Raw genomic sequence first — 15460 nt, forward strand, 5'->3', positions numbered from 1 at the left:
CAGCGCCGCGACGGCGGCCACCCAACCAGGTTGACGAGGTTCCGATGTCGCACCCGCTCACGACCGTACTCCGCCCATCCACATCGCGCCGCAACCACCCCATGGCGTGGGCTGTCGCTGTTGCGCTGGGTACGGCAGTGGCGCCGGCCAGCCAAGCCCAGCAGGCGTTCAGCCCGGGCTGGTTTGCCGACCGTGGCGCGGCGCAGGGTGCGGCTGCACAGAGTGGACGGATGCCCAATGGCGTACCCATCCAGTTCCAGTTGCCCGCGCAGCAGCAGGACGCCGCGCGGCAGAAACTGCAGCAGTCGATCGACAACCTGGGCACCGCTGCGCAGGCCATCGCGCTGCAGCAACGGCTGCAGGAACAGGCCCGCCAGGTGCGGCGTGACGCCGGCTTCGTGGTTGCCGACGGGCTTGGCAAGGACGGCCTGAAGGTTGATGAGAATCCGTTGACCCGAGGCTGGATCAATGCGCGGCAGGCCAGTCAGTCGCAGGGCAGCGACGGTCGCGTACTGGTCGGCATCGAGCAGACCGCCGACAAGGCCATCCTCAACTGGGAAACCTTCAACGTGGGTGGCAATACCACGTTGAGCTTCGTGCAGAACCCGGAATGGGCAGTGCTCAACCGCGTCAATGATCCCAATGCGCGCCCCAGCCAGATCCTGGGTCAGCTCAAGGCGGATGGCACCGTCTTCGTGGCCAACCGCAATGGTGTTGTCTTTGGCAACAACAGCCAGGTGAACGTCCGCAATCTGTTGGCTGCCGCTGCACGCATCAGTGATACGCAGTTCAACGAGCAGGGCCTGTACAGCGTCAATGCGAGTTCGGATGCGCTTACCGACGCCTTCGGCAAGGTGATGGTCGAGCGCGGTGCTCGCATCGCCACGCACGAGCCCACCACGGCCACGCGTGGCGGTGGCTATGTACTGCTGGCCGGCCGCAGCGTGGAGAATGCGGGACAGATCGATACGCGCAAGGGTCAGGCGCAGCTCGCCGCCGGCGACAGTTTCGTGATCCGTCGCGGTGTCGGCACGGCCCAGAATACGTCCTCCACCACGGGGGGAAATGAGATTGCACCCCGCTTCGTGGCGGGTAGTACTGCAGGTGATGTCCGCAACAGCGGCTTGATCCAAGCGCGCGAAGGTGACGTCACCCTGGCCGGGCGCACGGTGCAGCAGGCAGGCGTGGTGGTGGCGACCAGTACGCTGAACCAGCGTGGCACCATTCATCTGTTGACCTCCGCTGCTGACAGGAAGAGCAGCGTCACCCTCGCCGAAGGGTCGACCACGGCGATCCTGCTGGAGGACGACGGTAAGACGACGGCATTGGACAGCCAGCGCCAGGCACTGCTGGAGCAGTCGACGCTGCAGGACACGGTGCGCAGCACGGTCGCGCAGGGGGCGTTCGACAACCTGTCCCGCCTGCAGGATCGCCGTGATCAGTCGCGTGTGGAAATCGTGTCGGGCGGAACCGTGGAAGCCCAGCGTGGATCGCTGACGCTGGCGACGGGTGGACAGGTGGTGGTGGATGCGCAGCAGCGTGCACTGCTGGCCGACGGAGCGCGGCTGGATGTGTCCGGCGCCACCGGCGTGAACGTTGCGATGGAAAGCAATCAGCTGGAAATCAACGTGCAGGGCAATGAGCTGCGCGATGCGCCGGACAACCGTGACAGCGGCAAGCTGACAAGCAGCAAGGTGTGGGTCGATCGCCGCGGACTGGTCCAGCTCCCCGCTGGAACCGGCGGCAACGAAGGTGAGCGCTGGTACGCCGCCGGTGGTTTGCTGGAAGTGGGCGGCTATCTGGGCAACCAGGGGCATTCGATCGGCGAATGGGCGGCGCAGGGTGGCACCGTGCAATTGGCCGCCAGCGAAGTGATCAGCAGTAGCGGTTCCCGCATCAACCTCTCCGGCGGCAGCCTGGACGTCGCCAGCGGCACGATCAGGCAAAGCTGGTTGCGTGGCAACGATGGCCAGCTCTACCTGCTCGATGACGCGCCGGCCGATCGTGGATTTGCCGGCCTGTATCGCGGCTACGAGGTGGAGCAGGCGCGGTGGGGCATCACCGAGGCCTGGCGCAACCCGCTGATTGGTGCGGAATCGCGCTACGAGAACGGATATACGGTGGGGCGCGATGCTGGCCGGTTGCTGGTCTCGGCGCCCACGGCGGTCCTGGAAGGACAGGTGGATACGGCGGTGTTCAATGGTTCGCGGCAGGTCCGTGCGCCCGGCAACAACAGTGATGGCTATGCGCAGTCGCAGACAGCAGTGGCGCGGGGCGCACAGCTCTGGCTTGGACGTTTCGATGGCAGCGGCCGCAACGCCGTGTTCGATTCGCAGGTGCGTATCGGCAAACCTGCTGCGGCCACAGGCAGCTGGAGCCTGCAGGGCGCGTTGGACGAAAGCCGGCGCAATACCGTGTGGCTGGATGCCGAGCAGCTGAGCGCGCAGCAATGGGGACGGCTGGATCTGGCCACCTCGCGCAGCATCACACTGGACAACGCCCTGTCGCTGGCCGACGGTGGGCAGCTGAACCTGGTGGCAGGGCGCGTGGACATCAATGGCTCGCTGCGCATCGCCAGCGGAACCCTGACGGCCAGCAACCTCCTCGCCGATGCCACCGGCAGGATGCAGGTGGTGCAGGCCAACGGACGTGGGGTGATCACGCTGGGTGCGGAGGCGGCAGTCGACCTCGATGGCCGCTGGGCCAACCAACGCCTGGACGAGGCTGCCGGAAGCGCGCGTCCGTGGATCCATGGAGGCCGTGTCCAGATCGAGAGCAGCCACGACGTGATCGTCGCGGCGGGCAGCCGTATCCGTGTCGATGGCGGTGGCAGCGTTGATCTGAACGGCAAGGTGACCGGTGGCAAGGGCGGCGACATCGCATTGCTGGCGGACAGCAGCCAGGTAAGCACCAATGGCAGTGGACGCCTGCAGCTGGCAGGACACCTGAGCGGATTGGGCAGCAGTGGCGCCGGTACGCTTCAGCTGGCGAGCGGTGGCCATGTCGTACTGGCAGACAGCGCACGTGACGACGGCAGCCTGTGGCTGTCTCCAACGTTGTTGCGCAGCGGCTTCAGCCGCTACGACATCAATGGCCATGACGGGTTGGACGTCGCCGAAGGAACGCGGCTGGACGTGCTGGCACCGAGCCTGCGGGTGCGCGAGGGCGCGGCCGGCGCAGCCTCCGCCGATGAAGGGCTGCAGACCTGGACGGCCCCGCTGTATGAAGCCCAGCCGGCCACGGGTGAGGTGACGCAGCGCCGTGGTGCCAGCGTGCTGCTGCGGTCCCAGCGCAACACCACCGGTGGCGATGTCCGCATTGGTGAGGGCGCTGTGGTCCAGGTGGATGCCGGGCAGTCCATCGAACTGCGCGGTGCCGGCAACCTGGATGTGGCCGGCGCGTTGATTGCCCGTGGCGGCAGCATCCTGCTGGATGACGTGCGTGACCGTCTGCAGCGCTACCAGATGGGGGGCGTGCCACTGACCTACCGCATCGGCAGTGGTGCGGTGCTGGATGTGTCAGGTGACAGTCATGCCGAGCGGGACGTCAGCGGTCGCTACCAGGGCCTTGTGCACGCAGGTGGCAGCATCGGCATCGGTGGCACTCTGGACTGGGAGTCGCGGGACGGACTGGAGAACCGCCCGCCTGATGCGTTCGTGGTGATCGAGCGCGGCGCCGTGCTGGATGCATCGGGCGCCCGCGAGACGCTCACCGTGCAGGGCAGGGGTGACCAGACCGTTGCCAGCAACGGCGGCACGATCAGCCTGCGCTCGGCCAATGGCCTTTACCTGGATGGCACCATGAAGGCCGCCGCCGGTGGCGCGGGTGCCCAGGGCGGCACGCTGGGCATCGCGTTCGGTGGCGGGCTATACGAACCTGGCGCCGCCACAGGTGCCGCTGAAATCGGGCCGCGTGCGATCACGCTGGTGCAGCAGGATGGCGGCGCCAACCAGGCTGGCCCGGCAGCCCTGCAGTTCGGGCGCGCCCAGCTCTCGGCGGCACAGGTCCAATCTGGTGGCTTCGATCACCTCTCGCTGTTTGCCGACCTGCGCGCGCAGGGCGATGTGGATCTGCGCCTCGGCCAGAGCGTACGCCTGTACGGCCTGAGTGACGCGGCGATGGGCATGGCCGAAGGCAGCGCGACGGGAACCGGCCTGCATATCCAGGCCCCCTACCTTCGCCTGGCGCAGGCGCGCTGGTTCCGTGAGACCTCCAACAATCCCTTCGTTGCGCCGCGCGCGCCACGTGCCGATGCACAGGGCCATGCCTTCACGGCATCGACGCAGCTGCTGGAGGTGCGTGACACCGTCGATCTTTCCGCATTCGGCAATGTGAATCTCGCCAGCGAGGGCGACCTGCGCCTGCTTGCCAAGGTCAGTGGCAACAGCAATTTCTTCGACACGCAGCTGCTTGGCGCGTCCAGCATGGACATCACGGCGGCGCAGATCTATCCCGTTGCAGGCACCAAGGGGCGCATCGCGGTCTCGATCTACGATGTGCTGGGCGGTCGCAATGACTGGACCGACGCCAACGGCATACTGCGCATCCATGCCAGCGGGGCCGTGCCGGCCGTGGCCGATTCGGTGTTCGGTACGCTGGCACTGGTGGCGGCCAAGGTCGAGCAGGGCGGGGTGGTGCGTGCGCCACTGGGCCAGCTCACACTTGGCGGCATGGGCCCGCAAGGGGCCGGTTCCCGTATCGACCTGCTGCCCGGCAGTGTGACGTCGAGCAGTGCGGCTGGCCTGAGTGTTCCTTTCGGGGGAACGGTCGACGGCCAGCGCTGGCGCGTCGACGGCAACGACTTCACCCCTGGCCTGATCGGCATGATCAACAGCGCAGCGGCGGCGGGCATCAATCTGGTCGGCAACACGATCGACATCGCCGACGGCGCGCTGCTGGATCTCTCCGGTGGCGGCGAGCTGACCGGTGCCGGCTTCATCAGTGGCCGCGGCGGTTCGGTGGATGTGCGCAGGCACGCGCTGGCGGAGGCGAACCCCGCCTATACCTTCAGTGCCAGCAGCAATGGGGTCTACGCCATCGTTCCCACCCATGGTGGCCAGGTCGCGCCGCTGGGCCTGTCTGATGGCAGCAGCGATCCGGCCATCGGCCAGCGCATCACCGTTCCTGAAGGCGTCCCCGGGCTCGCTGCGGGCACCTATACCTTGCTGCCGGCTTCCTATGCACTGCAGCCTGGCGCGTTCCGGGTGGAGCTGGGCGCGCAGGGCACCCGCCAGGCGGGTGCCACCGCAACCGGCACCGGGTCCTGGCGGGTGAGTGGACAGCAGGCGCAGGGCCTTGGTGCATCGGCATCGCCGCTCTGGACGGATCTGCTGCTGACACCGGCGGAGGTGGTGCGCCGACATTCCGGTTACAACGAAACCAGCTACAACCAGTTTGTGTTGGATGATGCGAGCAGGCGCGGTGTGGCGCGGGGCCTGCAGTCGGTGGATGCGGGCACCCTGCAGCTGAACCTGGGTGCAGGCGCGGGGCTGGCGGCGGAAAGCGCGCTGCGGATGCAGGGCGCTACGCGGTTTGCTGCGGCTGCTGGAAGCAAGGGTTTCGGCGGTACGGTGTCCGTGGTGACCAGCAGCGGCCCGCTGGAGATCCTGGCAGTGGGTCAGCGTGCAGTCTCAACCAGTGGAGCGGCGTTGTTCGCCGACGCGCTGACGGCGCTGCAGCCATCGCGCTTGATGGTCGGCGTCACGCTTCGCCCCAACGACAGCCTGTTGGGGACGCTCAACGTTTCGGCACCGGGCAAGGGTGTGCTCGTACGCTCTGGCGCATCGCTGCTGGCGCCCGAAGTGCTGCTGGGCACCGGCACTGGAGGGGCCGGCATCGTCGTTGAGCAGGGTGCGACGATCAGCTCCGTGGGTCGTGGCCGCCCGGCCTACGATGCAACCGATGGCTACCTGATGATGCTGGATGCGAACGTCGGCCTGCTTGCGGTCTCCAATGGGCAGACCAATCTGCTGTCGGGCGGAGCCGGGGCCCAGGTTGCGATCGACATCGGTGCCTGTCAGAGCGGAAGCTGCAGCGGGCAGACCCGATTGCTGTCCGAAGGCAGCATCAACGCCAGCACCGAGGGCGGCTTCCAGCTCCGCGACAACGTCAGTTACGGAACGCGCCGGTTGGGGCTTTCGATGACATCCATCAACCTCGGTGATGCCACCGCGCTGCAGGCGGCGGCGCTTCAAGGGGCGCTTCCGCAGGGGCTGGCACTGAACCAGCAGACGTTGCAGCAGCTGCTGCGTGGCAATACGGCGGCAGGTACGCCGGCGCTGGAAACGCTGAGCCTGACGGCACGTGATTCCATCAACGTGTTCGGAAACGTCGACCTGGATACGCGCAATCCGGCCACAGGCAACAGCAGCCTGCGCGAGCTGGTACTGGGTGCGCCGGCCATTCATGGCTATGGCAGCGCCGGCGATCAGGCCCGCATCTTCGCCGACACGCTGGTGTGGGATGGCACCCAGGCACTGACGACGAATTTCACCGACAGTACGCCGCAGGGGCCGGGAGCGCCGATGGTTGATCGTCTTGGCCATGGCCTGCTGGAGATCAGTACCCGTTCGTTGATCCTGGGGCGCGCGCCCTACACGCGACCCAATTCGGAAGTGCCGGCGAACCGCCAGATCCTCGGCTTCGATGGCGTGACACTGCGCGCGTCCGAGCAGGTGCAGTTTGCCGGCAAGGGCGGGCTGGATGTCTATCAGGCCCAGGGCGCATACCAGGCGGGCAGCGGCTGGCAGTACAGCGGCGGTGCGTTGGACATCCAGGCGCCGCTGCTGACCGGCGCGGCCGGTGGTCGCCTGCAGGTGCGCACCGGTGGCGATCTCCGAATCAGCGGAGCCGGCCACACTGCGAGCAACGATCTGCTCGGTGCCGAACTGGACCTGCAGGCGCGCAACATCCTGATCGACTCGACGCTGGCCCTTGCATCGGGTCGTCTGCAGGCGACGGCGACCGGCAATCTGACGCTCGGCGGCAATGCCGTTGTCGATGTGGCGGGTCGCCGGGTGCGCATGGACGACCTCGACAAGTACAGTTGGGGTGGCGACGTTGAACTGACCGCCGAGCAGGGTGATGTGCTGGCCGCAGCCGGGTCGCGCATCGATGTGTCGGCGCTGAACAACCGCGGCGGCCGGATCAGTGTCAATGCTCTGGGTGAAGGCGCGGGTCGGGTCGAACTGGCCGGAACGCTGCGCGGTAGCGCGAGTGGGCGGCTGGCAGTGGGGGGCAGCACAGTACCGTATGACAGCGGCGAGCTGTTGCTGCGCGCACAACACCTGGGCGATTTCTCCGCACTCAACCGCCAGTTAGACGAGGGCGGCTTCTTTGGTACGCGCAGCTTCCAGCTCAAGCAGGGTGACCTGACCGTGACCGACACGGTGAAGGCTCGCAACGTGGCACTGAGCCTCGATGGCGGCAGCCTGCGGGTGAGCGGACGCATCGATGCCAGTGGCGAGCAGGTGGGCAGCATCCGCCTGTCGGCACGTGACCGCCTGCAGGTGGACGCGGAGCTGGATGCGCATGGCACCGGTCTGCGCGTGGACAGCTACGGCAAGATCATCGACAGCACCAACCGCGCTCAGGTGGAGTTGACCAGTGGCGAAGGCGAGGTGGTGCTGGGTAGCAGTGCGCGGGTGGATCTACGCAGCGGTACAGCGGTGCCGACAGGTGCGGCGCCGGGCCAGAATGACGGTGTGGCACGCGGAACCTTCACTCTCAATGTGCCGCGTCGTGGCGCTGACGACGCGGCCGTGCGCGCCGAGGCGGGTGTTGAGGTCATGGGCGCGCGCGACGTGCTGGTCAACGCCTTCCGCCGGTACACCGATGCGCCCTTGGCGCTGACACCCGACGTCAATGGCCAGCGGCCGCAACAGATCACCCAGCAGTGGCTGGACAGCGTGGTCGATCCGCATAACCAGGCCTGGATGAATGCAGCCCTTGGCAATGCCGACCTGGGCGCGCGCCTGGGCGCGCTGGGCAAGGTGCGCCTGCGACCCGGCGTGGAGATCGTCGGCCAGGTGTCCAGCGACAATCCCCGCGGCAGCCTGACCGTTCGCGGCGATCTGGATCTTTCCGGTTACCGGTACGGCCCGCAGGCCAACCGCAGTGATCCTACACGTCGGGGCTTTGGCGAGTCGGCCGCAATGGTGCTGCGTGCTGCAGGTGACATCAACATCTATGGCAGCATCAACGACGGCTTTGCGCCGCCGCCGGCCAGCCCGGATGAGGCGGGTTGGCTGCTCGGCGAAACCGCCGATACCAACACCACGCGCATCACGCCGCTGGGTGGCGACATCGTGGTACCCATCGATGGCGTGACGCTGCAGGTCAGGACGCGCTTCCCGAAGGGCGCTGTCCTGAACTATGCGATTCCTTTCGCACAGACCGATCTGCCTGCCGGCACGGTGTTGCCGGCGGAAATGCGCCTGGGTGGGCGCCTGCTGCTGCCGGCGGGCATGGTGTTGCCGTCCGCGGTAACCACCGCCGACGGCACGGTTCTGGCCGCCGGTACGCTGCTGCAGCAGCCGCTGCAACTGGTTGCCGGTGACCGCCTCGGCGCAGGCTTCCGCCTCGCGAGCAAGGCAACCCTGGCTGCGCAGCAGTGGCCGGCGGGCGCGGCACTGCCCGAGGCCATGGAATTGTCCGGCGCGATCGCGCTGGCGCCTGGCTCGCTCATTCCTTCCATGACAGCAGTGAAGCTGGCCGACGGAAAGCCGGTGAACCTGCGTCCGGCCGATGCCAGCGGCAGGCAGGGGCGCAACTGGGCGTTGGCCCCGATGCTGCCGGAAGGTACAACCTCCTGGGACGTGTTGGCCGTGGCCGGCGCCGACACGACCGCAGCCGACCCGCGCCTGCGCCGGCTCGGCGCAGATGGCGACGTGGTGTTGGCCGACAGCCACTACGGCACCATCACGACCGTCCACAAGACCAGCGAGTGGGTGGGTGACAAGGTGTTCAGCGAGCAGGGCTCCATCGACATGTGGGGCGATGCATCGCGTGCGGGCATCCCGATCAAGGATGCGGCCGCCGAACTGGGCCTGAGCGAGGAAGATCTGTGCAGCTTCGGCCCCTACTGCGAGCCTGCGCCGCGGCTGGTGGACAAACAGGGTTCGCTGGACTGGCAGGGTGACGAGTCTGCGGTGGGCATGTCCGCCAAGGAGTTCGCAGCGATCTTCGGGATGACCGAGGCGGAATTCTGCGCCAGCGCTGGCTACTGCTACGGTGGCGGCCAGCTGATCGAGAAGACTACTTACGGCGCGAAGACCGCCACGCCGTTGTGGAGCGTACTGCGCACCGGCAAGGGTGATCTGCAGCTGCTGGCGGCGCGTGACGTGCGCATGATGTCGGGCTATGGCGTGTACACCGCCGGTGCTCCGACCTCGCTCGGCAATGGGCGTGACGCGGCCTTCAACCCGCAACGGGCGGCCGCGCCTGGCCAGGACAATCTGCTGGGACCGACGCGCTTCGACACGCGTTACGACGCAGCGCTTGGCGCCTGGCAGGCGTGGTATCCGGACCAGGGAGGCAATCTGACCATCTCCGCTGGTCGAGACATCCGCGGGGATCTGTGGGATGCCGAAGGCGAAGTCGGCTTCGAAACACCGCTCGGCTCCTTCGGCGAGGTCGCCGGCTATGCGGCCGGTGCGGTGGGCAACTGGCTGTGGCGGCAGGGCAACGACGCCAGTGCGGCAGCGAAGTCCTCAGCCACGAGCTGGTGGATCAATTTCGGTGCCTATACCTCGCGCCCGTCACTGACTGGCCCCCGCATGGTCGGCTTCGTGGGATTCGGAACGCTGGGCGGCGGCAACCTGACGCTGGAAGCGGGAGGCAATGCCGGTGCGACGAAGAACTTCGGCGCCATGAGCAGTCGCGCCCGACATTCGGATGGCGTGGTGGCGGTTGTCGGTTCGACCGGACGCGTGGATGCGGACGGCACGCTGCACCTGACCGGTGGTGGTGACCTGTCGATGCGGCTGGGCGGTGCGCTGAACCCGAACCTGGCGGCAACGACGACGTCGCCGGCGGCGAACACCCCGAATCTTCCCCTCGCCGGAACCTTGGTGAACCTGCGTGGGCATGTGCAGGTGGAGGCCGCGCGCATTGGTGGCATCGCCACGAACGAGAGCCACTACGTGGCCCCTTATGCGGGCCTGCGGCAGGAAGATCCGTTCCGCGCCCAGATGGGCGAGGCGATGGGCGGGACGGTGCTGGTCCTTGGTGACTCGGTGGCGACCCTGCAGGCGCGCGGCGATGTGGTGCTGGCGGGTATGGCCGACGCCGGCCGGGTGCCGGTCGCCAATTTCAACGCCCTGGCGCTTGGAGACGGGCGCACCGCAGCGGCCAGCAGCTGGTTCTCCCTGTGGACGGCCAATACGGCGGTGAATCTGATCGCAGCCGGGGGTGATCTGGCACCCGGACAGCAGACCGGCACCACCGGGCCGGTGCTGGTGAACGGCGAACTGTTTGCCGAGCAGCTCCCGCTGCTGGAAGGCGGCGACGTGCGCTACTGGTTGTACCCGTCGCAGCTGAGGTTGCTGGCGGCCAGCGGCAGCATCCGCCTGGGGAAGACCACGCAGGTAACCGGGTATGACGTGCTGCTGGCAGCGCCGTCGGCCAATGGGACTGTGGAGGTGCTGGCCATGGACTCGATTCTGGGCCAGCCGCGGGGCGCCCAGATCAGCAGCTCCGGCGCAGACGTCCGCCTGCCATCGCCGTTCGCACCGGGCTACACCGCCGTGGCGGGCAACACCGTGATCGGGAACGCGTCTGCCGACGGCGTGACGGTGGATCCGCAGGCGCAGCTGCCACTGTTCGCATTTGGACCCAATGCCCTGCTCGGCAGTGGAGTTCGCGGCGCCGAAAATGCGGCAAACCGCTTCTATGCGGTGAAGGGTGACATTGTGGGTCTGCGCACCGGAAGCCAGTGGCAGCTGGCCAACCCTACCGGTACGCGGAGCCAGCTGAACTGGATCGATGTGGCTTCGCCGGCCAGGGTCAAGGCCGGCGGAGACATCCTGGTCTCGAGCATCGGTGCGCTCAACAACTCGCCTAGCGATGTTTCGGTCGTCCAGGCGGGACGTGACGTTGTACGCAGCACGGTGCGCGTGGCCGGGCCTGGCAACGTGGAGATCAGTGCTGGCCGGCAGTTGCGTTTCGAGGATGCGGGCAGCGTGACCACCACCGGCGGCCTGATCCAGGGTGATACCCGCCCGGGTGCGAGCGTGTCGTTGACCGCGGGCAACCAGAACATCGATTTCGATGCTCTGCGCGCGCGCTATCTGCAGCCCGAGCGCCTGGCGGATCCGGCGCAGCCGCTGGCGTCGCAGCCCGGAAAAGTCGTGAAGATCTACGACAAGGAGTTGAAGCAGTGGCTGCTGCAGCGGTTCGGCATGAGTGTCGACGGCGCCGGTGCGTTGGCTGCGTTCGATGCGCTTCCGGGCGAACAGCAGCGCATCTTCCTGCGCCAGGTCTATTACGCAGAACTGCGCGAGGGTGGGCGCGAGTACAACGACGCGGCCGGCCCTCGATCCGGCTCCTACCTGCGAGGACGTGAAGCCATCGCCACGCTGTTGCCCGACGGCAATGCCAACGGGGCGAGCCTCACGCGTACGGGCGACATCGTGATGTATGGCGGTTCCGGCGTGCGCACGCAGGCCGGCGGCAACATCGAGCTGATGGCGCCGGGCGGGCAGATCGTGGTGGGCGTGCAGGGCGTCGTGCCCCCGTCGACAGCAGGTCTGGTAACCCAGGGGCAGGGCGATATCCGGTTGTTCAGCCAGGACAGCGTGCTGCTGGGCCTTTCGCGCGTGATGACCACCTTTGGCGGCGACATCCTGGCCTGGTCCGAGCAGGGTGACATCAATGCGGGGCGCGGGTCGCGCACCACGCTGGTGTATACCCCGCCGCGTCGTGTCTACGACAGCTGGGGCAACGTGGTGCTGTCCCCCCAGGTGCCGGCCAGCGGCGCGGGCATCGCCACATTGAACCCGATTGCCGAAGTCCCGCCGGGCGACGTCGACCTGATCGCGCCGCTGGGCACCATCGACGCTGGCGAGGCGGGCATCCGCGTCTCGGGCAACATCAACCTGGCCGCACTGCAGGTGCTCAACGCCGCCAACATCCAGGTGCAGGGTGAAAGCAAGGGCCTGCCGGTGCTGGCCACGGTGAACGTCAATGCGCTGGCTTCGGCCAGTGCGGCGGCCAACAGTGCCAGCCAGGCCGCACAGGACGTGATGCGCAAGAGCCAGGACGACGCACGGCGCAACCAGCCCTCGGTGATCAGCGTGCAGATCCTCGGCTTCGGCAGCGGTACCAGCAGCATCAACCCGCCGGCGCGCGGCAACACCGCCAACAGCGGTTACGACACCAACAGTGCCTTCCAGTTCCCGCAGGCCAGCCTCGATGAGGGCACGCAGCGCCGGTAGGGCGCCTGCAACCGTGCCGACCCACGGTCGGCACCCACCTTGGTCGGTGTAGATCCACGCCATGCGTGGATGCGACCAGGCCGGAAGAACGGACAGCATCGGGCCAGCCGCCACGGAACGGTGGCGGCCCCAGCCAGGACGGCACCGAGGGCAGGGAGCGGCCATCCGCGGTGAGGACCACCGACACGGCGCCGCCGGGTGCAGGAGAGCACCCGGCGGCAGGAGCGACGCGCGAATGTGTCACGGTAGATGCCGACCTTGGTCGGTAGATCCACGGCATGCATCGATGGCTTGGCCAGCTTCAGTGCCGACCAAGGTCGGCACCCACCAGGGCAGGTTCAATGCGAATGTGTCCCGGTAGATGCCGACCTTGGTCGGCAGTAGATCCACGCCATGCGTGGATGGGTTGCGGGGAGGCGCCCTAAAGCTCCAGCACCCGCCGGTAACTCAACGGCCCACGCCCATCGCGCAGGCCCAACCGCAGTTCCAGCCCGGTGGCCGGCAGCACCTCACCCTCGCTCGGCAACACGGCCCATCCCGTTCCTGGCTGCCACGCCCGCACCTCGAACCGCTGCACCCCGCGCGCCACAGCGATACCCTTCGACAGTTCCGGCGCCGGCAACGGATACTGGTCCGTAGCCGTACCACTGGCCCGCCACAGCGTATTGCCTTGCCGCCACCAGCGCACCCGCTGCCAGCGCAGCCCATCACTGCCGACACTGCGGGTGATCTCCAGCGCGAAGCTGCCATCCGGGTGCCGCTCGCTTACCAGCGACGGAGGCAGCAATCGCTGCGGACGGTCCGCCGGACGCACCGCGCCATTCATCAGCGCGTCGTCTGCACGCATTTCGATATCACGCTGGAACTGCTGCAGCACGCGCAGCGCCGTTGTGGTCTCGGCATCGGCCCGGCGCAGGCGCTGGTCGCTGTTGGCCACGCTGTCGAGCGTCCGCCAGCAGATCAGCGCCAGTACGCCCATGATGGTGATCGCAATCATCACCTCGATCAGGGTGAAGCCGCGGACGGCGCGCCTCATTGCGCCGCCGTCCACGGCAACTGCACCCTCGCCAGCGACTGCCGGGGAGCATCCTCGGCAACCACACTCAGTTCCAGCTGCGGCTGGCCGTCGCTGCCCGTGCCCAGATGCTGAAGCACCAGGAAGCTGCTGCGCCCCTGCACACAGCGCTGCCGGGCATCCTGCGGCGCCTGTCCGCTCAGGCGCAGTTCCTGCCAGCGATCCTGCGCGCACAACAGTGCCAGGCGACGGTCACGCAGCCGTGACTGATCGTCGGTCGCCACTGCCACCGAGCGCATCACCGCCGCCAGCGCAATCGATACGATCGCCAATGCGATCAGCACTTCGATCAGGGTGAATCCGGGTGTCGCTTGCTTCATTGCACGACCTGCAACTGTCCGCTGCCATCATCACGAAGACGCAGTTTGCGACCATCCAGCGACAATCCAAGCTCCCAGGCGATACCGATCCACTCCGGGCTCAGCTCAATGGGGCTGGCGGGCTGCACCGCGATGCCCGTTGCCTGCCACTTCTGCGGACGCAGCAGATCATCGTGTTCAACGGTCACCCAACCGCTGCCTTCGCGGCGGCTGAAACGATAGCCGTTGGCGTCGGCCTGCCAACGCAGGGGGCGGCCATCGATGCGCGCCTCATCGCGCGCCACCTGCAGGCGCTGCGCCAACCGCTCGGCTTCCTGTCGCAGCTGCCGGCCCGGGTCGAGCAGGCTGCCCAGGCCCAGGCCGATGCCCGCCGTGCAGATGCCGATGATCACCAGCACCACCATCAGTTCCAGCAGGGTGAAACCACGCGGCACGCGCTGCATCGACGTTGCCTCCTGTCCGGGTCGACACCTGCCAGCGTAGGCTTGCATGATGAAACAAAAGCGTCAGCCACAGCTGCTAGCGTAGGCGGACACGAACGTGGCGGTGGTGCGGAACATGGATGGCAGGCGCTGGGATCGCAATCGCATACTGACCCTGCTGGCGGCGACGCTGCTGCTGGCCGTGGTGGCCTATTGGAGTGTCACCCTGTCTGCCGTGGCGCCAGCGGCCGCGGCCAGCGAGGCGAAGGCCGTGGCGCCGGTACGGCCGATGTTCGATGCAGTGGCGAGCCTGCCGCTGGTGCGGCTGCTGTCCCCCGGTGCAGTGCAGACCGAGGTGGTGGTGCTGGGCGTGATGGCCGGTGACCATGCGCCATTGGCCCTGCTCTCGGTGGATGGACGCCCGGCGGAAGCGTATGCGCCCGGCCAACGGCTCGGACCTTGCACGGTGCTGGCCAGCATCAGTGCCAGCGCGGTGGAACTGAACCAGGCCGGGCAATCGCGTAGCCTCCCGGTGCCCGAGCTGCCGCCGGTACCGACCGATGGCATCGTGCCGGCCGCACTGTAGAGCCGAGCCTACGCTCGGCTGCTCCTGCGCGGCATCGCCGATGAATGCAAAGACAGCCGAGCATGGGCTCGGCTCTACAAAGGCGCTGTCTCAGCGCGCAGGTCGCTGCGGCACCACCGAGCGCCCGAACGCATCGCCCATGCGCTGTCGTGTGCCTTCCAGGTTGTACTGCATCAGTTGGTTGCCGGGCTGCCGCATCAGGCGTTCGGCCTCCGGCAGCGCCGGTGATTTCGCCGTTTTCGATGCCGGCGCAAGTTTGCGCTGCAGGCAGTCCCAGGCCGGAATGCGCTCGCCATTGACCTGTACTTCGATGCAGGGCGCGGCGCCTTCCTGCTTCTTCGCCTCGTCGGCGCGAAGCGGGGCCAACACCAGCAGCAACGCAAGGGTGAGGGCAGCGCGCAGCTTCATTATCAATGATTCACGCATCTCGAACTTCCCGCGGCAATCGACGTTCTGCAATGAAGACGTGTGGCGAAGGCAGGGTCCGCCTGCGTGCGTTGTGGCGCCGTCAAAAGATGACAGTGCTGTCACAAAACTGTTGGCGGTTTTGACGCGACGTGCACGTCCTGTTGGTAGACCCACGCGCCGCTCCCTGGCCACTCCCTTCGATACGACGCGATGCC

Annotated in this window: 6 protein-coding genes; 2 read left to right on the forward strand and 4 right to left on the reverse strand. The window is 67.3% G+C overall.

Features of this window, described 5'->3' with window-relative positions; all coding sequences use genetic code 11:
• Positions 1–44 precede the first annotated feature (44 nt).
• Positions 45–12434 (forward strand): filamentous haemagglutinin family protein, encoded by a 12390-nt coding sequence (locus tag RI032_RS18195; protein ID WP_322547440.1) that lies wholly within the window; start codon positions 45–47, stop codon positions 12432–12434.
• A gap of 421 nt (positions 12435–12855) precedes the next feature.
• Here RI032_RS18195 and RI032_RS18200 read toward each other — a convergent pair whose 3' ends face one another.
• The 3 genes from RI032_RS18200 to gspH are packed head-to-tail and all read right to left on the reverse strand — an operon-like array spanning position 12856 to position 14272.
• Positions 12856–13470 (reverse strand): prepilin-type N-terminal cleavage/methylation domain-containing protein, encoded by a 615-nt coding sequence (locus RI032_RS18200; protein WP_260364810.1) that lies wholly within the window; start codon positions 13468–13470, stop codon positions 12856–12858.
• Positions 13467–13829, reverse strand: coding sequence for a type II secretion system minor pseudopilin GspI (gene gspI, locus RI032_RS18205; RefSeq protein ID WP_260364809.1), 363 nt, complete (start codon positions 13827–13829; stop codon positions 13467–13469). The genes RI032_RS18200 and gspI overlap by 4 nt, the downstream gene beginning before the upstream one ends.
• Positions 13826–14272, reverse strand: a complete 447-nt coding sequence (gene gspH, locus RI032_RS18210; RefSeq protein ID WP_322547441.1) for a type II secretion system minor pseudopilin GspH — start codon at positions 14270–14272, stop codon at positions 13826–13828. The genes gspI and gspH overlap by 4 nt, the downstream gene beginning before the upstream one ends.
• Positions 14273–14387: 115 nt before the next feature.
• Between gspH and RI032_RS18215 the strand changes: the two genes are divergently transcribed.
• On the forward strand, positions 14388–14837 hold the full coding sequence (locus RI032_RS18215; RefSeq protein WP_049437547.1) for a general secretion pathway protein: 450 nt from the start codon (positions 14388–14390) through the stop codon (positions 14835–14837).
• 90 nt (positions 14838–14927) lie between these two features.
• Here RI032_RS18215 and RI032_RS18220 read toward each other — a convergent pair whose 3' ends face one another.
• Entirely contained in the window at positions 14928–15263 is a 336-nt protein-coding gene (locus RI032_RS18220) for a hypothetical protein (protein WP_322547442.1), read from the reverse strand.
• Between the last annotated feature and the right edge of the window lie 197 nt (positions 15264–15460).

Source organism: Stenotrophomonas geniculata (assembly GCF_034508895.1).
Taxonomy (GTDB): domain Bacteria; phylum Pseudomonadota; class Gammaproteobacteria; order Xanthomonadales; family Xanthomonadaceae; genus Stenotrophomonas; species Stenotrophomonas geniculata.

What these genes read in the sequence shown, in the direction of transcription:
- gspI (WP_260364809.1), bottom strand. Translation starts at nt 13,829, where the DNA reads ATGAAGCAAGCGACACCCGGATTCACCCTGATCGAAGTGCTGATCGCA.
- RI032_RS18215 (WP_049437547.1), top strand. Translation starts at nt 14,388, where the DNA reads ATGGATGGCAGGCGCTGGGATCGCAATCGCATACTGACCCTGCTGGCG.
- gspH (WP_322547441.1), bottom strand. Translation starts at nt 14,272, where the DNA reads ATGCAGCGCGTGCCGCGTGGTTTCACCCTGCTGGAACTGATGGTGGTG.
- RI032_RS18220 (WP_322547442.1), bottom strand. Translation starts at nt 15,263, where the DNA reads ATGCGTGAATCATTGATAATGAAGCTGCGCGCTGCCCTCACCCTTGCG.
- RI032_RS18200 (WP_260364810.1), bottom strand. Translation starts at nt 13,470, where the DNA reads ATGAGGCGCGCCGTCCGCGGCTTCACCCTGATCGAGGTGATGATTGCG.
- RI032_RS18195 (WP_322547440.1), top strand. Translation starts at nt 45, where the DNA reads ATGTCGCACCCGCTCACGACCGTACTCCGCCCATCCACATCGCGCCGC.